Origin of the sequence: Lysinibacillus sp. 2017 (assembly GCF_003073375.1) — a bacterium.
GTDB lineage: Bacteria > Bacillota > Bacilli > Bacillales_A > Planococcaceae > Solibacillus.
Window position 1 is genome coordinate 3,149,082 of the sequence record NZ_CP029002.1, and the last position, 24,353, is coordinate 3,173,434.

27 protein-coding genes and 1 other annotated feature are annotated in these 24,353 nt (G+C 36.3%); of the genes, 15 read left to right on the forward strand and 12 right to left on the reverse strand.

Annotated elements, in window-relative coordinates; genetic code table 11:
* Window positions 1–2 precede the first annotated feature (2 nt).
* Both hemH and hemE read right to left on the reverse strand, forming a co-directional pair.
* A complete protein-coding gene (gene hemH / locus DCE79_RS15365) occupies window positions 3–935 on the reverse strand; it encodes a ferrochelatase (RefSeq protein ID WP_108713870.1) in 933 nt (310 codons plus the stop codon).
* 64 nt (window positions 936–999) lie between these two features.
* Complete coding sequence (gene hemE / locus DCE79_RS15370; RefSeq protein WP_108713871.1) at window positions 1,000–2,052, reverse strand: uroporphyrinogen decarboxylase; 1,053 nt, start codon at window positions 2,050–2,052, stop codon at window positions 1,000–1,002.
* A gap of 210 nt (window positions 2,053–2,262) precedes the next feature.
* Here hemE and DCE79_RS15375 point away from each other — a divergent pair, with 210 nt between their 5' ends.
* The 3 genes from DCE79_RS15375 (at window position 2,263) to DCE79_RS15385 (ending at window position 3,922) form a co-directional block, all read left to right on the forward strand.
* Window positions 2,263–2,769, forward strand: coding sequence for an antibiotic biosynthesis monooxygenase family protein (locus DCE79_RS15375; protein WP_108713872.1), 507 nt, complete (start codon window positions 2,263–2,265; stop codon window positions 2,767–2,769).
* A gap of 77 nt (window positions 2,770–2,846) precedes the next feature.
* Entirely contained in the window at window positions 2,847–3,398 is a 552-nt protein-coding gene (locus DCE79_RS15380) for a chromate transporter (RefSeq protein ID WP_108713873.1), read from the forward strand.
* Window positions 3,395–3,922, forward strand: coding sequence for a chromate transporter (locus DCE79_RS15385; RefSeq protein ID WP_108713874.1), 528 nt, complete (start codon window positions 3,395–3,397; stop codon window positions 3,920–3,922). The genes DCE79_RS15380 and DCE79_RS15385 overlap by 4 nt, the downstream gene beginning before the upstream one ends.
* 76 nt (window positions 3,923–3,998) lie before the next feature.
* Here DCE79_RS15385 and DCE79_RS15390 read toward each other — a convergent pair whose 3' ends face one another.
* Both DCE79_RS15390 and DCE79_RS15395 read right to left on the reverse strand, forming a co-directional pair.
* Window positions 3,999–5,177 carry an ABC transporter permease gene (locus DCE79_RS15390; RefSeq protein WP_108713875.1) on the reverse strand — a complete coding sequence of 393 codons (1,179 nt, stop codon included), beginning with the start codon at window positions 5,175–5,177 and terminating at the stop codon, window positions 3,999–4,001.
* On the reverse strand, window positions 5,161–5,910 hold the full coding sequence (locus DCE79_RS15395; protein WP_108713876.1) for an ABC transporter ATP-binding protein: 750 nt from the start codon (window positions 5,908–5,910) through the stop codon (window positions 5,161–5,163). Before DCE79_RS15395 ends, DCE79_RS15390 begins: the two co-directional genes overlap by 17 nt.
* Window positions 5,911–6,088: 178 nt before the next feature.
* On the opposite strand from DCE79_RS15395, the gene DCE79_RS15400 reads away from it, so the two are divergent.
* From DCE79_RS15400 to DCE79_RS15425, 6 genes are all read left to right on the forward strand, one after another.
* A complete protein-coding gene (locus DCE79_RS15400) occupies window positions 6,089–6,508 on the forward strand; it encodes an HIT family protein (protein ID WP_108713877.1) in 420 nt (139 codons plus the stop codon).
* A 137-nt stretch (window positions 6,509–6,645) separates the two neighbouring features.
* Window positions 6,646–7,179: a tryptophan transporter gene (locus DCE79_RS15405; RefSeq protein ID WP_108713878.1), complete on the forward strand. Its 534-nt coding sequence runs from the start codon at window positions 6,646–6,648 to the stop codon at window positions 7,177–7,179.
* 184 nt (window positions 7,180–7,363) lie between these two features.
* Complete coding sequence (locus DCE79_RS15410; protein WP_108713879.1) at window positions 7,364–7,732, forward strand: YtxH domain-containing protein; 369 nt, start codon at window positions 7,364–7,366, stop codon at window positions 7,730–7,732.
* A gap of 183 nt (window positions 7,733–7,915) precedes the next feature.
* Window positions 7,916–8,479: an HTH-type transcriptional regulator Hpr gene (locus DCE79_RS15415; protein WP_199912337.1), complete on the forward strand. Its 564-nt coding sequence runs from the start codon at window positions 7,916–7,918 to the stop codon at window positions 8,477–8,479.
* A 182-nt stretch (window positions 8,480–8,661) separates the two neighbouring features.
* On the forward strand, window positions 8,662–9,210 hold the full coding sequence (locus DCE79_RS15420; RefSeq protein WP_234417279.1) for a DUF3267 domain-containing protein: 549 nt from the start codon (window positions 8,662–8,664) through the stop codon (window positions 9,208–9,210).
* 36 nt (window positions 9,211–9,246) lie between these two features.
* Complete coding sequence (locus tag DCE79_RS15425; protein WP_108713882.1) at window positions 9,247–9,432, forward strand: hypothetical protein; 186 nt, start codon at window positions 9,247–9,249, stop codon at window positions 9,430–9,432.
* A gap of 102 nt (window positions 9,433–9,534) precedes the next feature.
* On the opposite strand, the gene DCE79_RS15430 is transcribed toward DCE79_RS15425, so the two are convergent.
* The gene (locus tag DCE79_RS15430) at window positions 9,535–9,654 is read right to left on the reverse strand and encodes a YjcZ family sporulation protein (protein ID WP_108713883.1); all 120 of its coding nucleotides are present in this window, start codon (window positions 9,652–9,654) and stop codon (window positions 9,535–9,537) included.
* Window positions 9,655–9,796: 142 nt separating this feature from the next.
* On the opposite strand from DCE79_RS15430, the gene DCE79_RS15435 reads away from it, so the two are divergent.
* On the forward strand, window positions 9,797–10,672 hold the full coding sequence (locus DCE79_RS15435; RefSeq protein ID WP_108713884.1) for a peptidylprolyl isomerase: 876 nt from the start codon (window positions 9,797–9,799) through the stop codon (window positions 10,670–10,672).
* Window positions 10,673–10,727: 55 nt separating this feature from the next.
* On the opposite strand, the gene DCE79_RS15440 is transcribed toward DCE79_RS15435, so the two are convergent.
* Both DCE79_RS15440 and DCE79_RS15445 read right to left on the reverse strand, forming a co-directional pair.
* A complete protein-coding gene (locus DCE79_RS15440) occupies window positions 10,728–11,066 on the reverse strand; it encodes a zinc ribbon domain-containing protein YjdM (protein WP_108713885.1) in 339 nt (112 codons plus the stop codon).
* Window positions 11,067–11,186: 120 nt separating this feature from the next.
* Window positions 11,187–11,957, reverse strand: coding sequence for a formate/nitrite transporter family protein (locus DCE79_RS15445; RefSeq protein ID WP_159083118.1), 771 nt, complete (start codon window positions 11,955–11,957; stop codon window positions 11,187–11,189).
* Between the two features lie 299 nt (window positions 11,958–12,256).
* On the opposite strand from DCE79_RS15445, the gene serC reads away from it, so the two are divergent.
* Together serC and DCE79_RS15455 are read left to right on the forward strand one after the other, a co-directional pair.
* The gene (gene serC, locus DCE79_RS15450) at window positions 12,257–13,354 is read left to right on the forward strand and encodes a 3-phosphoserine/phosphohydroxythreonine transaminase (protein ID WP_108713887.1); all 1,098 of its coding nucleotides are present in this window, start codon (window positions 12,257–12,259) and stop codon (window positions 13,352–13,354) included.
* Window positions 13,355–13,444: 90 nt separating this feature from the next.
* The gene (locus DCE79_RS15455; RefSeq protein WP_108713888.1) at window positions 13,445–14,701 is read left to right on the forward strand and encodes an MFS transporter; all 1,257 of its coding nucleotides are present in this window, start codon (window positions 13,445–13,447) and stop codon (window positions 14,699–14,701) included.
* A 97-nt stretch (window positions 14,702–14,798) separates the two neighbouring features.
* Here DCE79_RS15455 and yhaM read toward each other — a convergent pair whose 3' ends face one another.
* Entirely contained in the window at window positions 14,799–15,737 is a 939-nt protein-coding gene (gene yhaM / locus DCE79_RS15460; protein WP_108713889.1) for a 3'-5' exoribonuclease YhaM, read from the reverse strand.
* Between the two features lie 194 nt (window positions 15,738–15,931).
* Here yhaM and DCE79_RS15465 point away from each other — a divergent pair, with 194 nt between their 5' ends.
* The gene (locus tag DCE79_RS15465) at window positions 15,932–16,117 is read left to right on the forward strand and encodes a YhzD family protein (RefSeq protein WP_108713890.1); all 186 of its coding nucleotides are present in this window, start codon (window positions 15,932–15,934) and stop codon (window positions 16,115–16,117) included.
* Between the two features lie 74 nt (window positions 16,118–16,191).
* On the opposite strand, the gene DCE79_RS15470 is transcribed toward DCE79_RS15465, so the two are convergent.
* The 3 genes from DCE79_RS15470 to DCE79_RS15480 form a co-directional block, all read right to left on the reverse strand.
* Window positions 16,192–17,361, reverse strand: a complete 1,170-nt coding sequence (locus DCE79_RS15470; protein WP_108713891.1) for a hypothetical protein — start codon at window positions 17,359–17,361, stop codon at window positions 16,192–16,194.
* Between the two features lie 212 nt (window positions 17,362–17,573).
* On the reverse strand, window positions 17,574–18,356 hold the full coding sequence (locus DCE79_RS15475) for an enoyl-CoA hydratase (protein ID WP_108713892.1): 783 nt from the start codon (window positions 18,354–18,356) through the stop codon (window positions 17,574–17,576).
* Window positions 18,357–18,413: 57 nt separating this feature from the next.
* A complete protein-coding gene (locus DCE79_RS15480; protein WP_108713893.1) occupies window positions 18,414–20,060 on the reverse strand; it encodes an FAD-binding dehydrogenase in 1,647 nt (548 codons plus the stop codon).
* A gap of 375 nt (window positions 20,061–20,435) precedes the next feature.
* Window positions 20,436–20,680: a binding site (T-box leader), on the forward strand.
* Window positions 20,681–20,759: 79 nt separating this feature from the next.
* On the opposite strand from DCE79_RS15480, the gene serA reads away from it, so the two are divergent.
* Together serA and DCE79_RS15490 are read left to right on the forward strand one after the other, a co-directional pair.
* Window positions 20,760–22,382, forward strand: a complete 1,623-nt coding sequence (serA, locus tag DCE79_RS15485) for a phosphoglycerate dehydrogenase (protein WP_168214704.1) — start codon at window positions 20,760–20,762, stop codon at window positions 22,380–22,382.
* Window positions 22,383–22,610: 228 nt separating this feature from the next.
* Window positions 22,611–23,870 (forward strand): polysaccharide deacetylase family protein, encoded by a 1,260-nt coding sequence (locus DCE79_RS15490; protein WP_108713895.1) that lies wholly within the window; start codon window positions 22,611–22,613, stop codon window positions 23,868–23,870.
* A gap of 35 nt (window positions 23,871–23,905) precedes the next feature.
* Here DCE79_RS15490 and DCE79_RS15495 read toward each other — a convergent pair whose 3' ends face one another.
* Window positions 23,906–24,280 (reverse strand): DNA polymerase III subunit delta, encoded by a 375-nt coding sequence (locus DCE79_RS15495; RefSeq protein WP_108713896.1) that lies wholly within the window; start codon window positions 24,278–24,280, stop codon window positions 23,906–23,908.
* Between the last annotated feature and the right edge of the window lie 73 nt (window positions 24,281–24,353).

The window sequence follows — 24,353 nt, forward strand, 5'->3', positions numbered from 1 at the left end:
TATTAATTCGCTAATTTTTTATTAATGGCATCAACCATAACATCAATAAACAAAGGATGCGTGTTTGGCATGCTCGGACGATAGTAGCTTACGCCAATTTCATCACATACAACTTTACACTCATAGTCGTTATCATAAAGAACTTCTAAATGTTCTGTTACGAAGCCAACAGGTGTATAAATAAATGCTTTATATCCTTTTTGTTCGAATAATTCTTTTGTTAAATCTTGCACATCTGGTCCTAACCATGGCTCTGGTGTTTGACCAGCAGATTGCCAGCCTACTGCAATATTTTCAATATCAGAAGCTTGTTCAATTAAACGAGCTGTTTCCATTAATTGGTCTTCGTATGGATCGCCTGCTAATTTAATTTTTTCTGGTAATGAGTGATTTGATACGATTAAGCAGCAGTTTGCACGTTCTTCAGCAGACATTTTTGCTAGCTCGCCATTTACAGCATCTTTCCAGAACTCGATGAATTTTGGTTGATCGTACCAAGCTTCCACCGAAGTAATAGTTAATGTGCCACCTAATTTTTCAGCCGTTTCTTTTGCTCGCCCATTGTATGACTTAATAGAGAACGTAGAGAAGTGAGGTGCTAATACGATAGATACAGCCTCTGTTATTCCTTCTTTTACCATTTCTTCTACTGCATCTTCTACGAATGGTTCGATATGTTTTAACCCGATAAATAATTTATACTCTACTTCGTCTTGTACTTCATTTAAACGAGCGCATAGAGCTTCAGCTTGTGCTTGCGTCATTTTTGCGAGTGGTGAAAGTCCACCAATTGCACGGTAACGCGCTGCTAAATCATCAATATGTTCTTGACTTGGCTTACGTCCATGACGAATATGTGTATAATAACGTTCAATATCTTCTTCTTTGTATGGCGTACCATATGCCATTACTAATAAACCACGTACTTCTTTCATGTTTTATCACCTCTAGAAATTTTTAACTCAGATTTAACGAATTTTCCGGTAGAAATTGTGACAATTACCCGCGTTTCGCAATTTGCTCACGACTATATTCATGTACAAATGCTGTTAAACGTTTTAACACCGCTGGATCTACTTCTGGGAATACCCCATGACCTAAGTTAAAAATATGACCGTTATTATGTGCTAAACCTTGATCAACAATATCTTTTGCACGTGCTTCGATAATCGACCAATCGGCTAATAATAATGTCGGGTCCAAGTTTCCTTGTACTGCTTTTGTAATACCGCGCGCTTCAGCTTCACGGATTGGTAGACGCCAATCTAAGCCCACTACGTCGATTGGTAGGTCATGCCACTCATTGACTAAGTGAGATGCTCCTACTCCAAATTGAATTAGAGGTACGTTTAAATGGCGAAGTTCACCAAAAATGCGTGTCATTGTTGGTTTAATAAAAATACGATAATCTTCTACGCTTAATGCACCAACCCAAGAATCAAAAATTTGGATTGCTTTTGCACCAGCTTCAACTTGAGCTGAAATGTCAGCAATAATCATATCTCCTAATTTGTCCATTAAAGCAAACCAGGCTTTTGGCTCTGATACCATAAATGATTTTGTTTTGGCGTAATTTTTACTTGGGCCACCTTCAATCATGTAGCTCGCTAGCGTAAATGGTGCACCACCAAAACCGATTAGAGGCACATTTAATTGCTCTTCAGTTAAAATTTTAATTGTTTCTAATACGTAAGGTGTATGTTCTTTTGCATTGAACTCACCTAATTTTTCAACATCTGCTACTGAACGAATTGGGTTTGAAATAACAGGGCCAACGCCTGCTTTAATTTTCACGTCTACACCAATTCCCGGTAACGGTGTCACGATGTCTTTATATAAAATTGCTGCATCTACATTATATTGTTCAACTGGTAGGCGTGTTACATACGCACATAATTCCGGTTTCATTGTAATTTCTTCTAAAGAATGGTTTTGTTTAATTTCACGATATTCTGGTTGTGAACGACCTGCTTGGCGCATAAACCAAACTGGTGTATGTTCTACTTGCTCACCGCGAGCTGCACGTAATAATGTATCATTAAATTTCGTCATGTTTGAATTCGACCCCTCAAAAAATTCATTATTTTTTCAAATCTTTAAAAACGTCATTGATATCCATTATCGACTATAAACCGTTCGCTTCGTATTGTATAGATTTCTAAAGAAAATGTCATAAAATTGTCCCTTCTGTAGAGATCTTTTTGACAAATGGCTTGAACATCATTATAAATGGAAATAATAGAGTTAAAGGAGGCGAAGTCCATGAATTTTTATGTAACTTCAGGAACACCTGATTATATGGAAAAATTAATCGCAAAAAATGAAAAAGAACCGCTTATTTTATTACATGGTAATGGTAATTCCATCGTTTTGCACGAAACAGAAAAAAAATCGATTTTTGCAGTCCCTCGCAAATTCGAAGTACTCGATAGTAAAGGAACTTTCGAACAAAAATATTATTTCACTATTTACAATATGTCTATTATGTCAGATGAACGTCCTGTTTTCGAGAAAAAGGCTCTAGAAATCAGCTCAACATTAAAAACGAATGATGGCGTAATCGCCTACCGATTATTACGCCCAGTAAAAGCTGAAATATATTTACTCATTATTCAATGGGGGGGTCCAGCATCATTTGAAGCATGGAAAAGTAGCGGAAACTATCAATCTTCCATCGCACCCGTTTTAGAAGGAACCGCTTCAACTATGCAGTCCATATTTGATTCATCCTCTTATATTACGACATATAGCGCCTCACCAAAAGAATAATGCTTGTACGGAGCTATTCTGAAATAGGAATAGCTCCTCGTATTTTAAACTTTAATTTTCCTTTAGGAGGTGTGACTTTGACAAAGCAACTTCAACTTTTCATCGCTTTTTTTAGATCAGGCATTCTCGGCTTTGGGGGAGGTCCCGCAACCATTCCCCTTGTACATAAAGAAGTTGTAAAAAATTATCAATGGATGACCGATGAAGAATTTTCAGATGTGATTTCCATTGGGAATACATTACCCGGTCCTATTGCAACGAAATTAGCAGGTTATGTGGGTTATCGTGTGGGTGGTTGGATAGGGCTTATTAATGCCCTTATCGCGACTGTACTCCCTACTGTACTATTAATGATCCTTTTACTTAGTTCATTAAAACAATTTAGTGAATCCAATTTCGTAAGTAGTATGACGCACGGTGTTATTCCCGTCGTAGCTGTCATGATGGGCGTTTTGACATGGGATTTCATAAAAAAATCCAAAGTCTCTCTCGGAATGAAAACGGCAAGTATTATTTTTGTCATTAGCTTTATTGCGATTATTATTTTACATATTCATCCTGGTATTGTTATTGCTGTATTACTAATTCTTGCTTTAGCGCTCCCAGTTAAGGGAGGAAAGGCTTCATGATCTATGTACACTTATTCTTATCATTTTTCTTTCCAAACATACTTGCTTACGGAGGCGGACCTTCTGCCATTCCATTAATCGAGCATGAAGTCGTTTCCAAATACGGCTGGATGACAAAAGCAGAATTTAGTGAGTTACTCGCACTCGCCAATTCACTACCTGGTCCAATTGCAACAAAAATGGCGGGTTATATTGGTTTTGAAGTGGCAGGTATTGCAGGAAGTGCGATTGCCTTATTTGCAACGATCGCTCCGTCCCTTGTTTTAATGCTTATATTACTAAACTTACTTTATAAATATCGGAATTCACCGCGCGTCAAACGATTATCAAGCTTTGTATTACCAGCAATTGCTGTATTATTACTTTCATTAACTTTTGACTTTTTACAAACATCCTATGACGTAAATAAATTACTACCAACGATTGTTGTAGTTATCGGTAGTTACTTAGCACTTGAAAAATTTAAGATCCATCCTGCACTCGTTATCCTTGCTGGCTTATTGATTGGCGGCTTTCTTTTGTAGATTTACACTATCTAGCTATTACGATACCATCCAAGAAAAAAATGGGGTAGTTAGCATTGACGCTAACTACTCCATTTTATTTTGACGTTCTTATTGTTACTTCACTTACAATGATGATGATAAAAGGAACAACGTAAAATTGTGGCTGTGCGATTGCACAAAGTGTTACGATTATCGCTTGTACAACACTTAAAGAACGTAGCAATTTAACAACTGCTTGTTTTCTCGTTTCACGCGGAATTGGATACAGCATATCCATACGAAATTCACCTGTAGACATGAGTGCATACTTTAATTGTAGTGTTGTTGCAAACGCAAGTGCTGCTACGACAATCCACGTTACAAATGGAATCGCCACGAATATCGCAATAACTGCTGAAATCGCTGTTAAACGAACCCACAAATAAAAATGATCATCTGTACGAATAAAAGTACGGTATACAAGATAAGCTTGCGTACTTTGTTTTTTAAATGGAATACCTTTATATACTACATCTAACCATGCTCGGCGTTTAATCGAACCTTTCAAATGAGGCACTTCCGTGAAGTAATTGGCAAAGCGGTAAAAACGCATCATTCGATTTTGTTCAAGCGCAATAAAGTGCTCGTACGGTACAGGCTGATTTTTCGTTTTTTTACGTAATGTAAACGCATAGTATGCAAGCATAACTAAAAATACGATTCCAAATAAACCATCTGTTAAAACAAAATACATCGCAATGATTGATACGACCATTCGCACAATGCGGTCAAGCGCTATAGAATGCCCCCTGCTTACATAACGGTAATGAAATTCCCCACGTACATGGATAAATTTCAATACAATGATGAATAACACAACAGACCAAATGGCCGTTACTGATAAATCGGTCACTTCTTTTAATAAAGGAATCGTCACAATAAATAAAATGACAGGCAGTAATAATTGCGACCAAAATGTCCAATTTAATGCCTTTTTAAAATAATTCTTCATTTGGCTTTCTAACGGCAATAAGTACACTTGGTCAGGCTCTTTTAATAACGTCACCGGACTACTAAATGTCACAACAGCGCCAATAATGACAGCAATCATCCATTCTGCTGGAAAATTAGGCTCAACAACTTTAAGCCATTCACTATATTGATAACCACCAGCCCCTATAATAAACACTAAAACAATTGCAATATGCCCTGTAAATACGAAGCGCATATATTTCATCACTTCGCCCATATAGTGTTCAAAGCGTTTTGCCCAAACATTATACATGTTGTTCATTGTCTTGCTCCTTTGTCATCGCAATATACAAGTCATCTAGCGTGGCATCTTGCATATTGAACGCTTGGCGTAAATCAGCCATCGTACCTTGCGCGCGTACACGACCTTCATGTAATAAAATAATGCGGTCACAATGTTTTTCAGCTGTTGATAAAATATGCGTCGACATTAAAATTGAAGCACCCGCACGTTTTTTTTCATCCATTTGATCAAGTAATGACTGAATACCAAGTGGATCTAGTCCTACAAATGGTTCATCAATAATATAAAGCGCTGGGTCAACTAGAAATGCACACATAATCATTACTTTTTGACGCATTCCTTTTGAAAAATGTGAAGGAAACCAGTTTAAACGCTTCTCCATGCGGAATTCTTTTAATAAACTTCCTGAACGACTCGCCAGCGTTTTTTCATCTAACCCATAAGCCATTGCCGTTAATTCTAAATGCTCTTTTAATGTTAATTCTTCATATAATACAGGCGTTTCAGGAATGTATGAAAAGCTTGAGCGGTATGCGTCCATATTTTCCTTTAACGTAACACCGTTTAAACGAATTTCACCTGCTCGTGGTAGAAGTGTTCCAATAATGTGTTTAATCGTTGTACTTTTCCCCGCCCCGTTTAGTCCAATTAGACCAACAAGCTCTCCTTTATTAATTTCAAAAGATAAATCTTGAATAACAGGCTTTCGCGTATAACCACCCGTTACATGTTGTACTTGTAAAATTGTCAAAGTCGTCACTCCCTTTTTCTAAAATTTAGTTTAACAAAAGCTTAAAAATAATGACACTGAATTTCCCCATCCCTTCCTCTATTTCTTTGAATCACGAAAGATTTTCGGGAATTCCCGCAAAAAATCAAACGTAGCTATGGTAAAATAGAGAAAATATTTTGAGAGGTGGCAGAAATAAATGAGTGATTGCTTATTTTGCAAAATTATCGATGGTCAAATTCCAAGTTTAAAGGTGTATGAGGATGAACATGTATTTGCTTTCATGGACATTATGCCATTAACAAAGGGCCACACATTACTAATTCCCAAAACACATTGCAAAGATCTATTCGAAATGCCAGAGGATGTGGCTCGTAATTTATATGCAGCTGCACCAAAAGTAGCCAACGCCATTAAAGCAGCCTTCAATCCAGTGGGCATGAACACAATTAACAACAACGGTGCGGCAGCAGGGCAATCTGTGTTCCACTATCACTTACATTTAGTACCACGCTACGATGAAACAGACGGATTAAAAGTGGAATGGAATTCTCGTCAAGACGAGTTTCCAACAGAATTATTAACAACAATTGCAGATCAAATTAAAGAAAACTTATAATTCCGAGTTCTTTTATTTTACGCTATTGCAATTTCAACACAATCCACGTACAATTTGGTTAAGTTTTCGCTAATGGCAATGAGTGCACATTAGGAGAACGAAAAAATAGCTTAGAAAAGTTAGAGGAGACGAGACAGATGAATACAAAAAATTTAGTTTTAATGGCGCTTTTAATTGGTATAGGTACAGCGTTATACGTTGTTGTACCAGGATTTGTACAAGGGATGAAGCCAGACTTCATATTAACGATGATGTTTATCGGTATTTTACTTTTTCCTACATTGAAAGAAACTTTTTTACTTGGCTTAAGTGCTGGTGTACTTTCAGGACTGTTCACTACATTCCCTGCAGGTTTAATTCCGAATATTGTCGATAAATTTGTAACAGCTTTTATCTTTTTAGGACTTGTATTCATCCTAAAAAAATTAACTTCAAATATGGTAGTTTCAACGATTATTGTTGGAGTTGGCACACTCATTTCAGGTGTCATTTTCTTATCAATTGCATTATTTGCAATGGGTACAGATGTAGGTGCACCGTTTGCTATTTTGTTTACAGGCGTTGTATTACCTGCCGTAGCATTTAATGCTGTAGCGTTTTTCATCATCTACCCTATCATTACAAAATTACTAAAGCGTTCAAATTTCAAAACATCTTTATCACAAGCATAATTCGTCATTCAAGAGGATGCATCGTAAGTATAAACTTATGTTGCATCCTCTTTTCACTTCTAACAACATATGACGCTTGACCAGCTATACCTTTTTCATTTTCATAATTCGTGGTTTAATAGATGTAGAATTTGGAAATGGATTTTAGAAACAATTAAATCGAATTGAGAAAGGATGATCCATTATGAAAGCAAAATCATTTCTTTTAGGATTAACAACGGGCGTAATTAGCGGTGCAGCTGTCGTTTTATTTTCAGCCCCACAATCGGGCGAACAACTACGCCAAACTATTTCTTCTAGTACAGCAAAAGCAAAACTTAGTCTTCACGATGTCAAATCTGAATTGCAAAAAGTAAAAGCTTCCATTTCAACATTAAAAGCTGAAGCTCAAAATAATATACCTAGTATAATAAATGAATTGAAGGGCAATTTAACAACTTTCAAACAGGAAATTGAACCAGAAACATTAAAATTAAAACAAGAAATTGAAAGTTTACAGAATTCTATAAAGGAAATCGAGAAAAATATACCTTCAGATAAAAATAACGCATAATGAATAGCCATTCACCTATAGTTGTTTATACCCAAAGTATTTTCGATTACAGTAAATTAAATCCTAATTATACCTTTTTTTAGCACTTTTAAATCAACATTTATTTTTTTGATTTTTCTAACTTTAAAGTTTTTTCTTTTATTGCTATAATATTTTTATAATGCTTAATGAAAGAAGAAGGTGATTGTTTTGACAGAAGATTTATACTCACAAAGAGAGGCTATGTTATTTAGCCAACGTGTTGCACAACTATCCAAAGCACTTTGGAAAGCTATTGAAAAAGATTGGCAAACTTGGATTAAGCCGTTTGATTTAAACATTAATGAACACCACATTTTATGGATTTCGTATCATTTAAAGGGCGCCTCGATTTCTGATGTAGCTAAATTTGGTGTCATGCATGTATCAACAGCCTTCAATTTTTCAAAAAAGTTAGAAGAGCGTGGATTACTAACTTTCTCAAAACGTGATGAGGACAAGCGTAATACATATGTAGAGCTTACAAATGCAGGCTCTGATTTAATCTTACGCATGTACGAACACTATCATGATACTGAACATACAATTTTACAGGGCTCATTACCATTAAAAGAATTATATGGTCGCTTCCCTGAATTTTTAGATGTGATGGCTGTTATTCGAAATATTTATGGTGATGATTTCATCGAAATTTTTGAACGTTCATTCCAAAACTTCAAAGAAACAATTGATGAAGCTGGTAAACCATCATCAACGCCAACACCATAATTCAAAATTTACGAAGGAGTGTGCCTCGCAAAATGTTTTGCGCAAGCTCACTTCTTTTTATTTTATCAAAAATCATTTATAGTATTTTTTATAGGTTTAACTTTTATCACAGAATGGAAAAAACATAGTAATAGAAGTCCGATAAAGCTGATATAATTTAAGCTTATTTTTTATTTAGGAGGATGTTTGTGCACTGCTGGAAAACAATTAATATTGAACGCGAATACGGTACGACACGTCTTTTTTTATTAGCAACAATTATTTTCGTATTAGTATTTTGTTTTTCATATATTACATTTAGCTTTCAATTTACGGGGAGACATATTGACCGTTATTTATGGTTGCTTCTTTTAGTCATTCCTTTTGTGTATCCATTACACAAAGCATTACATTATATTGCATTGTTAAAACATCGAAAATCACTTGTTTTTCGTTTTAAAATTCAATATCTTTTTGTACCAATCGTCCATATGCGTCTTCAACATAGCATCCCGAAACAAACCTATATGATTGCTTTAGTTACACCCTTTTTTGTGATGAACTCTCTCATTATTTGGGGAGGGTTTAATTTTCCAGTGTATGCCCATTATTTTAGTGCATTACTAGCACTACATTGTAGTATTTGTTTAATGGATTTTTTATATGTGAAAAATTTAATGTCTGCACCAAACAATGCTATAATTGAAGAAACGCCAAGAGGCTATGAGATTTTAGTACCGCTCGATATTTAATGAATGACAATGATGTTTTAGAGAGGAGGAATAGTCTTGCTACTACTTATTGTAATTCTATTCTCAGTAATATACTTATTCCAAATCAATCGTATGACTGCCGCACTTTGTATGCGACGTGAAATTCCTGAAGAAAAACAGCCTAAAATTTTCCGAACGATAAATGTACTCATTACAATTTTACTTGTAAGTTTATATGTAGAGGTTTTATTCGCCGTATAGCGTAGTCCTACTGTTTAAAATCACAAAAAGTGGTGTAAAGTTCTGAATGAACTTACACCACTTTTTTCATAGGCACAGAGAAACATTATCATATGTTTCTACTTAATAAATAAATGCTGCACCAACGATAATTAATAAGATGAATAATACTACTAATAACGCAAAGCCTGAACCATTACCGTAACCGCCGCTGCCGCCGTTATAGCTACCGCCACCACTCATACTGCCACCTCCCTTCTCTCATCTATCGTATGCACTCGAATTTGTAAAACTTAGGCAATTCTATAGCGCAACCATTTTGTTTTTAAATCGTTTATGTTATAGTTACAATTGCATTAAAGATTAGTTAGGAGCGTATATAAAAATGAAAAAAACTCTTTTCGCATTAACAGTTGCGGCTTCACTTGGTTTAGCTGCATGTAGTAATCCTGGAGATGAAGTTGTTGTTTCAACGAACGTTGGCGATATTACGCAAGAAGAATTTTATAACACAGTAAAAGACATCGCTGGTGATCAATTATTACAACAAGTAGTAATCGAAAAAATCTTAAACGATAAATACAAAGTTACAGATGAAGAAGTAGCAGAAGAATTAAAAGGCGTTAAAGAACAATATGGTGAAGGTTACGAGGCTGCATTAGCTGAAAGTAAGTTAACTGAAGATACTTTAAAAACGAATATTCGTTTCAGCCTTTTACAACAAAAAGCAGTAGCTGATGTTGAAGTAACAGACGAAGAAATCCAACACTACTATGACCAAGCTTCTAAAGAATTGAACGCTCGTCATATCTTAGTTGAAGATGAAGCATTAGCAAAAGAATTAGTTAAAAAACTTAAAGCTGGTGAAGACTTCGCAAAATTAGCTAAAGAAAATTCTACTGATACAGGTTCTGCCGAAAAAGGTGGAGATCTTGGTTGGTTTACAGTTGGTACAATGGTTCCTGAATTCAACGATGCTGCATACGCATTAGAAAAAAATGAAATTAGTGAGCCCGTTAAAACTGATTATGGTTACCACATTATTCAAGTTTTAGATACACGTGATGTTAAAGATTACGGAACACTTGAAGATAAAAAAGAAGAAATTACTGAAGCAATTAAAGCAACTAAAGGTGACTGGGATACAAAAATGGCCCAATTACTTAAAGAAGCAAAAATTGAAGTTAAAGATGCTGATTTAAAAGGTGCATTTTCTGGCTATTTATCTGAAGACAAATCAGAAAAAAAATCTGATAAATAATCAAGAACTTAACAATAAAAAATGCGAAGTCCCCTTTTGTGAGGACTTCGCATTTTTAATTTTTCTTTACGAATTCTGATTTTAGTTTCATCGCACCAAAGCCATCGATTTTGCAATCAATGTTATGGTCCCCTTCCACTAAGCGAATGTTTTTTACACGTGTACCAATTTTTAGTGTTGAAGAACTTCCTTTTACTTTTAAATCCTTAATCACTGTTACTGCATCACCATCTGCTAAAAGATTGCCATTTGCATCACGAACAACTAAACCATCCTCTTCAATAGCTTCTGCTGCTTGTGTCCATTCATGTGCACATTCTGGACAAATAAAATTTTGCCCGTCTTCGTATGTATATTCAGATCCACACTGTGGGCAATTTGGTAGTTGTTCCATTTAAAAACCTCCCCTTATTTATACTTTAATACTGTCATAAATTAGCAACGCAAACAAGGAGATGCTTATTATATCCAATGATTTCTACAAAAGTAACAGTAATTTCTACAAAACGTCTTATCATTCACTCTTTTGTGCTTTTGTCAGCCATAGCCCAAGTCCTAAAACGACTGCACCACCAAGGATATTACCAATTGTCACAGGAATTAAATTATGTATAGCCCCACTGATAGAAATGATTTCATTATGAGGAATCATCATCGCAAGTGAAAATAACATCATGTTCGCGATACTATGCTCAAAACCAGATAAAATAAATGGATAGATACAGCAAAAAATAAGTAAAATTTTTGCTACTTCATTTTTAACACGGTACCCACACCAAACAGCTAAACAAACTAATATGTTACATAGTATGCCTCTAAATAATAGTTCTGTTGTTGTCGCAGACATTTTTAATATCGTCACCTTCTCAACATATGCAGCCAAGTCACCTACGACATAGCCAGTCATAAAAAAGAACCACGCACAAACAACTGCGCCCACAAAATTTCCTGCATAACCAATAGTCCATACTTTTACTAAATCACGCACAGTCGTTCTTTTTTCAAGCGCGCCAATGGTCATCACTAAATTATTACCTGTAAATAAATCAACGCCCCCTAAAGTCACCATGCATAGTGCGATACCAAAAGATGCACCCTGAAGTATTTTCATTGTCGGTACTTCCGCCGGTGTTAGTAGACCACCAATGACGATAAATGTCAGCATCCCAAATCCAATAAATAGCCCCCCATAAAATGCGAGCATTAAATAGCGGGCAATACTACTATTTATGAGCTTTGCCTTTTTTTCAGCCATGGAAGCGATGGCTTGTATTGTCTCATTCAACTTGATTCCCTCATTCCTATCATTATCACCTAGATTATAACAGTAAAATGATATGTTGTAAGCTAACAATGGAATGTCCCTTCGTCTAAAAAACATACATTTTAACTATAAAACCCCTAAATCATAGTTAAAAACCGAACATTAAGATTTAATATTTTACAAAAATTCGTCTATTTAACATTCTTTCTTCTCTTTTATGTTTTTTCTCGAAATAATTTCACGAATTTTCCCACATTTCTATTAAAAGAGTATATTATCAATTTAGGTATTCATTTTTATTACACAAGGAGTGTTTTTCAATGACAGTAACGACGAAACGCGCATTTAACTTTAATGCTGGTCCATCTGCATTACCATTAGAAGTTTTACAAAAGGCACAAGCAGAACTTGTTGATTTTAAAGGCACAGGTATGTCTGTAATGGAGCTTAGTCATCGCAGTGCAACATTTGAAGAAGTACATAACGAAGCCATTGCACGTTTACGTATGCTATTCGAAATCCCTAAAAACTACGAAGTCCTATTTCTTCAAGGGGGCGCTAGTCTTCAATTTACTATGATTCCAATGAACTTCCTTAAAGAAGGCCAAACAGCAAGCTATATCCAAACAGGCGCTTGGTCAGAAAAAGCGTTCAAAGAAGCGAAACTTTTCGGTACACCTGTAGAAGCGGCAAGTTCAAAAAACAATAACTATAAAAATATTCCTACAGTTTCAGAGATTGAAATTGACGAAGAAGCGGCTTATATTCATTTAACTTCAAATAATACAATCTTCGGTACACAGTGGAAAACATTCCCGACTACTGGCGATATTCCTTTAATCGCAGATATGTCTTCTGATATTTTATCGAAGAAAGTGGATGTTTCTAAATTTGCGATGATTTATGCAGGGGCACAAAAGAACTTAGGCCCTTCTGGTGTCACAGTTGTTATTATTCGCAAAGATTTCCTTGAAAAAGCAAATCCTAACATTCCAACTATGTTGAAATACGAGACATATTCGAAAAATAATTCTTTATATAATACGCCACCTACATTTGGCATTTATATGTTAGGCGAAGTATTAAAATGGGTCGAAGCACAAGGTGGTTTACAAGCAATCGAAAAACAAAATGAAGAAAAAGCAAAATTCATCTATGATGTGATTGACCATTCAAATGGCTTCTACTACGGACATGCTACAGAAGATTCTCGTTCATTAATGAACATTACATTCCGTGTGGCAGATGAAGAATTAGAGAAGAAATTCCTAGCTGAAGCAAACGAAGCTGGCTTCGTCGGTTTAAATGGTCACCGTTCTGTTGGTGGCTGCCGCGCATCTGCTTACAATGCTGTACCAGTAGAAACATGCCAAGCACTTGCTAACTTCATGATGAAATTCCAGCAAGACAATCAATAAACCCAACTAAAATTATATGCTTCAAAATATCATCTCGTACTTTTTAGTGTGAGATGTATTTTTCTGATTTTTTTAATAAGGGGGAACTGAATGAAAAAATGGCATTATAGCTGGAATATTTTAGCGGTAACATTTATAGCCATTATTGTCGCAGGGATTATCCGCTCCTCTGCTGGGGTATTTATTGAACCATTTGAACAAGATTTTGGTTGGAGTCGCCCGTCCATATCCTTTGCCTTTGCCATTAGTTTATTTTTATATGGTTTTTCAGGTCCATTTATGGCAGCTTTTGTTGAAAAATACGGTTTAAAACGTGTGATGCTTATTTCAATGACGCTACTTGCAGCTGCACTAGCTTGTACATTTATTATGCAAAAAGAGTGGCAGCTTGTACTTATTTGGGGCGTTATGATGGGGATTGGTTCGAGTTTATTTTTAACCGTTCTAAGTACGCAAGTGGCAAATCGTTGGTTTGTAAAACGACGTGGTTTAGCTATTGGGATTTTAACGGCAGCAACTGCAACGGGTCAGCTTATTTTACTACCTGTTCTTGCTAAATTAGTTGATCACTATTCATGGAAAATGGCCATTTTATTAATTTTTGTATTAAGTATTTGCATGATTGTACTGATCGCACTATTTATGCGCAATTTTCCGGCTGATAAAGGACTTGCCCCTTACGGAAGGGATGAACTAGTTGAGCCTGTAAAATCCACTGTAGGTAATCCTTTTTCAATGGCTTTTCTGGCATTGTTGGAAGGCTTAAAAGCGAAAGAATTCTGGTTATTAGCGGGAAGTTTCTTTATTTGCGGTTTATCGACAAGTGGTTTAATTGGGACTCATTTCATTTCATACTGTATTAGCTTTGGTATTCCTGTTGTAACTGCTGCTGCGATGCTTTCTTTTATGGGGATTTTTGATTTAATAGGAACAACGCTTTCTGGGTGGTTATCCGACCGTATTGATAATCGGTGGCTATTATTTTGGTATTACTCGCTTCGTGGGCTTTCGCTAGTTGCATTACCTTTCGCTCTAGCTTCTGGATCATATATGTGGTTGATGATTTTTGCAATCTTTTATGGACTTGATTGGATTGCTACCGTTCCACCCACAATCGGCTTAACGCGCCAACGCTTCGGCTTAGAAAAAAGTGCGATGATGTATGGCTGGATGGTTGCCTTTCACCAAGTCGGTGCAGGGGTAGCTGCCTATTATGGTGGTGTTTTCTATGAGGCCTTTGGTTCTTACAAAATGGCATTTTTATTAGCAGGTGGCTTTTGCTTACTTGCAAGTCTGTTTGTTATATTAATTAAAAAGACACCTGTTGCACCAACTAGCGCAACATGATGTTCTTACTTATGTCGATGAGAAAGTTAGATTTTCTATCGACTAAAAACAAAAAACGGCTTGAATCCTTACTTTCATAGGATTCAAGCCGTTTATTTTATTCGAATGTTGGTTTATAGAATGAACGGTTATCCAATGGGAATAAACGCTCTGTAAATTCACCCGGTTGTGTTTTATCTAATGCACGTGTTAACATGTTCATTTTTGCATCAATATTATCAATATAATGTAACATTTCTGCTTCCTGAATCATTGGCTTTTTCGGGCTACCCCACTCTTCTTTCCCGTGGTGAGATAACACTAAGTGTTGAAGTAACATCACTTCTTCACCTTCAATTTTTAATTCTGCTGCTGCAAAGCCAATTTCGTTGACCATAATCGAAATATGACCAAGTAAGTTTCCTTCGACTGTATACATCGTACCAACTGGACCACTTAATTCGATGACTTTCCCGATATCATGTAAAATAACACCCGCGTATAAAAGATCGCGATTTAACGTTGGATATAAATCACAAATGGCACTACTTAATTTCAGCATGGATACGACATGGTCAATTAACCCCGATGCGTAGTCATGGTGATTTTTCGTTGCTGCTGGGAAAATCATTAAGCTTTCTTGATGCTTTTTAATAATATGACGTGTAATACGTGAAATGTTTGGATTTTTAATTTGGAAGAAAAATTCGTTTAATGATTCCATTAATTCTTCTTTAGGAATCGCCGATGTAGGTAATAAATCGCTAATTTGTACGCCTTCATCTTCTCGAACGGGACGAATTTGTTTGACGCGTAATTGATTTTTACCTCGGTAATCATGAATCTCTCCGCCAACTTTTACAATTACTTGTGCACGATATAAATTTTCATGTTCTTCGTTTGTATCCCAAAGCTTTGCCTCAACATCTCCACTTCTATCTTGTAGTAGTAGTGACATAAATGGCTTACCTACTGTCGTTACTCCTTTTTTCGCCTCTTTAATTAATAAAAACTGGTCTACCTGATCTCCAGGTTGGAGTTTTGTAATTCCATTCACAAGCAATCGCTCCTTTATACTCTATTACTATATATTGTAACACGCCTACGTCCATTTTCCGATAAAAAGACATCTTATGCGTTCATGAACATGTCATAAATTTAATTTTTTTTAAAATAAGAATGTGTAGTTTCGTGAATTATCAAACTATTTCTTGTATAATAGATATATCTTGCTTACAAAGGGTGGTTTTAATGGAGAATTATCGTTTTACTGCATTTGAAAAAACAGGGGAAACTTTATTCGATGAAGTATGGACTTTTGAAAACGATGAAGCTGCAAAAATCGAGGGCCAAAAGAGCATCGAAGACAAAGGCATCGCTGAAAAGACACATCGTTTAGTCAATAATTCAGGTAAATTAATTTTATTCCACGTTTAATGTACATACGCAAAAGAGGTGCCAAATTAATCGGCACCTCTTTTTTATCCCAAAATAACTTGATTGAAGGTTCTTTAGGCAATACGTTTAATCACTTCATATAATTCATGATTTGTAGGCACTTGTAAATACATACGCAGTCGTACAATACGATCTAATTCCTTCTCAATCATATTTTTTGCAAATGCCTCTTGATCGTCTGATGCATACATATTGCGTAATTCTTCTGGCATATTATAAATTTCATTGAAATCATGTAATACTTGATGAAGTTCTTGCTCATTTAATAAATAGTGTTCTGTTAATTTTGCAAGTTCAGCATTAAAAATTTCGAGCATTTTTACGGCATCGTCTTTAATAATTAAATCTAGCACTTTTTTTACAACTTTCTTAGTGACCACACTACCTAATATAAGTCCAATAATCCCACCAATTAAACTAATAACCGCCGTACTTACATGTGGAATGGTAAACCCAATCCCGCCACCGATTATTAAACCGATTATACTCCCAGCAACACTTGCTGCTGTTTTTGATATATTTTTAAAAAGCTGAGCTGGAGACATTTCCCCTTTAATCGCACGAACAACGTCCACACTACTCATCACTCCTGTTACAATGGCACCCGTTACAACATTTGCGTTGAGTAATGTTATGGCTTTTTTTGCAGCAATTGAACTATACATCGCTTTTTTCGTTGCACTCCCAGCCATTTTTTTCACGGCTACTTTCGCACCATTTTGTCTAATTGCCCCAACGATTCCTTCATCCAACTGGATATGCTCTACTATATTAACTAATTGAATTTGCTCTTCAATTACTTCCTCGGCAAACGATTCACCGACAACTGATAGGCCTGTAATAACAGCATTTTCAACGGCATCCTCACGTATTGCCCCATTCCATTTACTTTGTGCAAATGAGATTGCTGTACTCATCCCGATTGTTTCTTCGTTAAATGTAATCATCCCTTGCTCATCCATTTGAAGATGATGAATGTTTCCAGCTTGTGCGATATGACGAATTTGTAAGTAAGTGAAGGCACCTTTTTTAATTACTTCATTTTCCATGAAATGGGCGTACACTTCATCAAATTGATCGAATGGTACTTCTAAATATCTTATTTGTTCTTTGTCTAATTGATCTAGTATTCCTTCACAGATTGCTATTGTTTTTTCAACGGTTGGACAGTATGCGTTATGTAATACTTGCCGATGTTTTTTCGAAAGCAAAAGTTGTTCCACGAAGTTACCTCCTGTATGTAAGTCCTCCATTATCATAATGGGATTCATGGATGTTGTACAGAATTTTTAGATTTATATTTTAATCATTGATAATGCTAGTTTCGTTCTATTAAGATTTTCGATAAAAGAGAACTTTTGCATGTACTAGTACGGCGCTGTAGCTAGGCAAAACATGAAAAAAGAGAGCCGTTGTTCAGCTCCCTTTATCTCGATTATTTACCTGTGAATTGTGGTGCTCGCTTTTCGACAAAGGCTTTAATTCCTTCGAAGTGATCTTTTGTTTGACGCATTTTTACTTGTCCCGCTGATTCACCTTCTAGAATACGATCTAGTTCAGGTAAATTGGCATTGTGTAAAATTTGCTTTGTTTCAATCATCGCTAAAATTGGTGAAGCTAATAATTTCCCTACTAATTGATCCACTGTTACAGCAGCTGCGCCGTCGGGTACATTATAATCGATTAGACTTAGTGCAAGTGCTTCTTCACCATTTAGAACTTTCCCTTCCCAAATCATTTGCTTCGCCTTTACTGTACCAAGACGTTGCTTCATGAAGAAATGCCCAGCCCCATCTGGAATCAGCCCAATACCAATAAAGTTCATCGCTAGTTTGCTTGACTCTTCCGCAACAATGATGTCTGAACCAAGGGCCAAACTAAAGCCTAATCCAGCAGATGCACCGTGAATTTGCGCAATCGTAATCATTGGTAACGTATAATAAGCTTTTACTAAACGTGCAATATCGCCCATAACTGTTCCAAAATCGGAAAAATCCTCAGAAGCTGCCATCATTTTTACGTCGCCACCTGCTGAAAATACTTTCCCTTCCCCTTTAATAACAAGAATCTGAACATCAGTCTCGTTATGTAATGCCTCAAAGCATTCAGCTAATTCGCGCATCATTGTGAAATCCATTGCATTCATCGCATGTGGACGATTTAATAATAACGTCGCTTTACGATCAGCAATTTCTAATTTTATTGTTTCAAAATTCATATAGACACCCCTTTTAATGAATAATCATTCATTTCGACATTAGATGCTACATTTCCTCTATTTACTCAAATATTTTCCGACCTGCCGCCCAGAAAATAGGCAGCCTCCAACAAAGGTTCCCTCTAGTGAACGATAGCCATGGACTCCACCACCGCCAAATCCACTCACCTCTCCTGCGGCAAACAACCCATCAATCGGATCGCCAAAATCATTTAATACTTGTCCATTCAAATTCGTTTGTAAGCCACCTAATGTTTTGCGCGTTAAAATATTGAGTCGCACGGCAATAAGCGGACCTGCAGCTGGATCCAAAATTTTATGAGGCTTTGCGGCACGAATTAATTTGTCACCTAAATAATTACGTGCACCATGTATCGCTGTCACTTGTGCATCTTTTGAAAATGAATTTTCAATTTCACGATCTCTCGCTAAAACTTGCTCTTTTATATGCATAAAATCAAGCAAATCATTCCCTACTAACTGATTCATACCATCAACTAGTTCTTTTAATCCTTCTGCGATGACAAAATCCTCTCCGTGCTCTTTGAATGCTTGTACTGGTGCTGGTGGTCCTGGTAACACACGCTTTAAAATATCTGCCACGCTTTTATTTGTTAAATCTGGATTTTGCTCAGAGCCCGATAAAGCAAATTCCTTCTCTATAATTTTCTCGGTTAAAATAAACCATGAATAATCATAGCCTGATTTTTGAATGGCTTCTAATGTACTTAATGTATCAAATCCTGGGAAGTTCGGTGCTGCGAAACGATTGCCTTTTGCATCAAACCACATCGATGAAGGACCCGGTAAAATTCGAATGCCGTGATTTTTCCAAATTGGATCCCAGTTACGTAACCCTTCTGTGTAATGCCACATACGGTCACGATTCACAACACGGCCACCCGCTTGTTCTGCAATTTCCAACATTTTTCCATCAACATAAGCTGGTACACCCGCGACCATGTTTTGCGGTGGATTTCCTAAGCGTGCAGGCCAATTTTTCTTTACAAGGTCTAAATTGGCTCCGATACCACCACTAGCTACTACGACTGCATCTGCTTTATATTCAAAAGCTCCGATTGCTTCGCGAGAACTTGCCTCCCCTCGGCGAATCACACTATTCTCTAATACATTTCCGCGAATTCCAATAACAGAACCTTTTTTTGTCATGAGTTCAGTGACCTGATGACGCGGCTTAAAGTCTATCTGTCCCGCCTCTACCGCAGTTAAAACTTTGTTGACAAATGGCTCTACTAACCCAGGCCCTGTCCCCCAAACGATATGAAATCGAGGTACTGAATTACCATGACCACCCGCTAATGCTCCTCCTCTTTCAGCCCAACCGACTACAGGAAAAAATTGAATACCGTTTGATTTTAGCCAATTGTATTTTTCACTAGCAGCAAAGTCTACATAGGCTTTTGCCCATTTATAGCCCCAACTATCTTCATCTTCTAAACGATCAAAACCAGCTGCACCGCACCAATCTTGCCAGGCCAGTTCTTTATTATCTTTAATGCCCATTCGGCGTTGTTCTGGTGAATCAACTAAAAATAAGCCTCCGAATGACCAAAATGCTTGCCCACCAATTGAATTCTCCGGTTCTTGATCTACAAGCAACACCTTTTTACCCGCATCTATTAATTCACATGTAGCCGTTAAACCAGCTAATCCAGCTCCAATCACGATGACATCATAATGCATTATTTCATCCCCCTTTTTTGACCCTCTACATGTAACATTCGTGCAAATCTACATTTCCCCTTCCATAACTTAGCCAAAGATGAAACCGATTTTTTTATAACGTGACAAAATTATGTCAGAAAAATAAAAGCGAATATCTTAATTAATATGAGGTCTGAATAATTTTCTGTAAATTCAATTAAATTCAGACAAATCAACATGGTTAGCGCTTACATTCTCTTCCCTTAAAAGCGAACAATCAATGGATTATAACCTATAATAGTTCGTATTAAAGGTTTGTCTTGAGTAAATAAGCGAAATAAAATGAAATAAACAGAAAATTCCGTTGACAAAGGTGAACAATCGGGTTTATGATGTTAACAAATTTAATCACGAAAAACTATTGTGATAGAGACATGCTTTTCGATTTGTATAGCAAAGAGAGCTGGTGGTTGGTGTAAACCAGTGTATATATCGAATGAGTTCCACTCTTGAATAGACTAACTGAAAATTCCAAGTAGGTTATTCCGTCCCATGCACGTTACGCATATAGATAAGGTTGCGCAATCATTTTTTAGAATATTGCGTCAACGAATAAGGGTGGTACCGCGATTTGTAAATTATAGCCTTTCGCCCCTTACAGTAACATGTGAGGGACGGAAGGCTTTTTATTTTGAATAAACCAACTAACGGACAGTTAAAAAGGGAGCGAATTTAATTATGGCAACAGAAGTAATCGAAAAAGCAACAAAAGCTATTAACGTATTTATTGCAGATCCACTAAGCGATGATGGTATTTTCCCATTACGTGAAGAAACGGAATTAGATTTAAATATTATTATCGATACAGGCCTAACACCAGAACAATTAATTTCAAAAATTGCTGATGTAGAAGTACTTCTTGTTCGTTCTCAAACGACTGTAACGCGTGAAGTGATTGAAGCGGCGAAAAGCTTGAAAATAATCGGACGTGCAGGTGTTGGGGTTGATAATATTGACTTAAATGCAGCAACTGAACACGGCATTATCGTTGTCAACGCACCTGATGGAAACACAAACTCTGCTGCTGAGCACACGATTGCGATGATGACTTCACTTGCTCGCTATATTCCACAAGCGTTTAACACACTTAAAAATGGTAAATGGGATCGTAAGTCTTATGTGGGTGTTGAGCTGAAAAATAAAACGTTAGGTGTTATCGGTATGGGACGTATCGGTGCAGAAGTAGCATATCGTGCGAAAGGTCAACGTATGAATGTTATCGCTTATGATCCGTTTTTATCAGAAGAACGTGCGAATGAGCTTGGCGTAACAAAAGGGACGGTAGACGACGTATGTGCGGCTGCTGATTTTATCACAGTACACACACCATTACTTCCAGAAACGAAGAACCTGATTAGTAAAGAACGCTTTGCCATTATGAAAGAAGGCGTACGCATTATTAACTGTGCACGTGGTGGCATTATTAACGAAGATGATTTATATGATGCGATCGTAGACGGTAAAGTCGCAGGTGCGGCACTGGACGTGTTCATCCAAGAGCCTGCAACTGATCATAAATTACTAACATTACCACAAGTCATTGCCACGCCACACTTAGGTGCCTCTACTGTGGAAGCACAAGAGTCAGTAGCAGTTGACGTTTCAAATGACATTATAAAATTCTTTAAAACAGGCACAGTAACAAATCCTGTGAACATGCCTTCAATTCCAAAAGAAAAACTTGCTGAAGTAGAGCCGTTCTTCGCTTTGGCAGAAAAACTAGGTAAATTCTTAATCCAAGTAACAGAAGAAAACATTCAAGAATTAAATATTTCTTACGCAGGTGAAGTGGCAAACTTTGATGTTCGTCCATTAACTGCCAACGCAATTAAGGGCTTGTTGTCAACAAATCATGGCTCACACGTAAACGATGTGAATGCGCGCTATTTAGCAGAACGTATCGGCATTAAAATTAACGAACATAAAACAACAACAGCAAAAGGCTTCACGAACTTAATTACGGTTGAAATCGTAACTGAAACAGAAAAACATCTTGTAGCAGGTACATTATTAAACGGTCTTGGTGCACGTATTGTAAAAGTAGAAGGCTTCGTAGTAGATGTCATTCCAAACGGTAACTTACTATACATTAAAAACCAAGATAAACCTGGTTCAATCGGTCGTGTAGCGACAAAATTAGCTGAAAAAGAAATTAATATCGCAACAATGCAAGTTGGTCGTGATCACGTCGGCGGTTCGGCTGTAATGATGTTAGCAGTAGATAATGAAGTAACGACAGAAGATTTAATCTTTGTGGCGCAACTTGAAAATATCGATGAAGTAAAATCTATTTCTCTATAATTATTTACACTCCCCTTGGTAATCTTCAATTTACTAAGGGGATTTTTCTGCAATTGTTCATTTTTCCCTAGTACAAACATATGTATTATTGTAGTCTTCCAATTTCCATATAGTTCTAATTAAGGATTTATAGTGAAGATTATTTAATTTTTATCAAAGGAATTGTATACTTAAAAAGTGATCAAATTTTTACTACTTTTATCCATTTTACTTCAAAGGGGTTATTATATGAGAAAAACAATACTTCGTTTTACAATCCTATTTGTTACGGCCATTGCATTTGTTTCATTCTCAACTTATGCAAGTGCTGAATTGAATCCTACTGTCCAAATAACAACAACTGACATTATTATTTTTGACGAAAACTTGCAGTATGAAATTGCTTCTTTATCCCCAAATAGCATTGTTACGGTGCTATCTAAGTCAAATGGTTGGACTAAAGTAAATTATCAATCTCAAATTGGACTTATAGAAAGTTCAAAATTAAAAAATATAGAAGCACAGTATTTACTCGTTCAATCCAAAAACGATCCGATTGTCCGTGTTTCAAACACACAACAAAGTGAAGTTTTAGGAAATGTTCCAATCAATAGTATTGTAAAGGCCTATGTCATAGATTCTTATGGCTATACTTTCATTCAATATGGGGAATTATCAGGCTATGTTCAAAAACAATTACTCGTTAAACCTACAGTCCAAGCAAGAATTGTTAAAGAACCAAATGGGTTAAACGTTATGCACACTGCTAGCTCTTCTAGCTCACAAGTTGGCCATTTAGCTAATGGAACAACGGTAACGATGCTTACAAAATTAAATGATTGGGTGTTCGTCATAACAAATGAAGTGGCAGGATATGTTCATGGTAGTGGCTTGAAATACATCCCCTCAACTGCCGTTCCCAAAAAAACGACCATTCCAAAGCCTGCTGCATCAACTAAAAGAGTGGCATTAACATTTGATGATGGCCCTCATCCAAAAGTGACACAGCAAATTTTAAAAACATTGAAAAAGTATGATGCGAAGGCAACATTTTTCGTAGTTGGGGATTCAGTGAAAAAAAATCCAAAGGTACTAAAAGAAGTGTCTGCTGCGGGGCATGAAATTGGTAATCATACATTTAATCATGTTAAATTAACGACATTATCAGTGAAACAAATCCAATCACAAATTCAATCAACAGATGCAGAAGTAAAAGCAGTCATTGGTCATAATACAACCGTTTTCAGACCACCGTACGGGGCTTATAACAATAATGTAAAAGGTCAGCTGAAGGTACCCAATGTATTATGGACAATCGATACTCTTGATTGGAAGCATCACAATCCAACCAAAACATTACAAATCGTAAAAGCAAATGCTAAAAACGGCAGCATCATCTTAATGCACGACATTCATCAAACAACAGCCGACGCTTTAGATTCCGTACTTTCAACACTACAAAAGCAAGGTTATGAATTTGTAACTGTTTCAGAACTACTACAAAAATAAGAAAAGTTCCGCTTCGCATCTGAAGTGGAACTTTTTTAATCGTAATTATTAATTTCAACAAATGATACATATTCAGTAGCGATTTCATAATGACTGTTTACTTCAAGCCATGTAGCAAAATCTAATCCTTGTGAAACACCAGCTGCAGCAATCATTACTAAAAATAACGTACCCAAAGCTAAAAATAATGATAATACTTTGTGTGCTTTTTGCATTTCTTTGTTGGATTCTTTCCTACCTTTTTTTCGAACGAGCTGTAAAAAGCGAGATTCATTTTTCGGTAATGTCAATACATGTGTACATGCTAAGCATAATTGTGCTATATGATTATTTAAGACAACTGTTTCAATTTCAACAACTTCCGTGGAGCGCCCACAATTTTCGCAACAACCATTTGTCTCTTCTTCCATTACCAAAACCTCCTAACTTATTAATAATGCTATTTTAACATGAATTGTTAGAAAATTCTCTATATTAATGTGA

What these genes read in the sequence shown, in the direction of transcription:
- hemH (WP_108713870.1), bottom strand. Translation starts at nt 935, where the DNA reads ATGAAAGAAGTACGTGGTTTATTAGTAATGGCATATGGTACGCCATAC.
- hemE (WP_108713871.1), bottom strand. Translation starts at nt 2,052, where the DNA reads ATGACGAAATTTAATGATACATTATTACGTGCAGCTCGCGGTGAGCAA.
- DCE79_RS15375 (WP_108713872.1), top strand. Translation starts at nt 2,263, where the DNA reads ATGAATTTTTATGTAACTTCAGGAACACCTGATTATATGGAAAAATTA.
- DCE79_RS15385 (WP_108713874.1), top strand. Translation starts at nt 3,395, where the DNA reads ATGATCTATGTACACTTATTCTTATCATTTTTCTTTCCAAACATACTT.
- DCE79_RS15390 (WP_108713875.1), bottom strand. Translation starts at nt 5,177, where the DNA reads ATGAACAACATGTATAATGTTTGGGCAAAACGCTTTGAACACTATATG.
- DCE79_RS15400 (WP_108713877.1), top strand. Translation starts at nt 6,089, where the DNA reads ATGAGTGATTGCTTATTTTGCAAAATTATCGATGGTCAAATTCCAAGT.
- DCE79_RS15405 (WP_108713878.1), top strand. Translation starts at nt 6,646, where the DNA reads ATGAATACAAAAAATTTAGTTTTAATGGCGCTTTTAATTGGTATAGGT.
- DCE79_RS15410 (WP_108713879.1), top strand. Translation starts at nt 7,364, where the DNA reads ATGAAAGCAAAATCATTTCTTTTAGGATTAACAACGGGCGTAATTAGC.
- DCE79_RS15420 (WP_234417279.1), top strand. Translation starts at nt 8,662, where the DNA reads ATGTTTGTGCACTGCTGGAAAACAATTAATATTGAACGCGAATACGGT.
- DCE79_RS15430 (WP_108713883.1), bottom strand. Translation starts at nt 9,654, where the DNA reads ATGAGTGGTGGCGGTAGCTATAACGGCGGCAGCGGCGGTTACGGTAAT.
- DCE79_RS15435 (WP_108713884.1), top strand. Translation starts at nt 9,797, where the DNA reads ATGAAAAAAACTCTTTTCGCATTAACAGTTGCGGCTTCACTTGGTTTA.
- DCE79_RS15440 (WP_108713885.1), bottom strand. Translation starts at nt 11,066, where the DNA reads ATGGAACAACTACCAAATTGCCCACAGTGTGGATCTGAATATACATAC.
- serC (WP_108713887.1), top strand. Translation starts at nt 12,257, where the DNA reads ATGACAGTAACGACGAAACGCGCATTTAACTTTAATGCTGGTCCATCT.
- DCE79_RS15455 (WP_108713888.1), top strand. Translation starts at nt 13,445, where the DNA reads ATGAAAAAATGGCATTATAGCTGGAATATTTTAGCGGTAACATTTATA.
- DCE79_RS15465 (WP_108713890.1), top strand. Translation starts at nt 15,932, where the DNA reads ATGGAGAATTATCGTTTTACTGCATTTGAAAAAACAGGGGAAACTTTA.
- DCE79_RS15475 (WP_108713892.1), bottom strand. Translation starts at nt 18,356, where the DNA reads ATGAATTTTGAAACAATAAAATTAGAAATTGCTGATCGTAAAGCGACG.
- DCE79_RS15480 (WP_108713893.1), bottom strand. Translation starts at nt 20,060, where the DNA reads ATGCATTATGATGTCATCGTGATTGGAGCTGGATTAGCTGGTTTAACG.
- serA (WP_168214704.1), top strand. Translation starts at nt 20,760, where the DNA reads ATGGCAACAGAAGTAATCGAAAAAGCAACAAAAGCTATTAACGTATTT.
- DCE79_RS15490 (WP_108713895.1), top strand. Translation starts at nt 22,611, where the DNA reads ATGAGAAAAACAATACTTCGTTTTACAATCCTATTTGTTACGGCCATT.
- DCE79_RS15495 (WP_108713896.1), bottom strand. Translation starts at nt 24,280, where the DNA reads ATGGAAGAAGAGACAAATGGTTGTTGCGAAAATTGTGGGCGCTCCACG.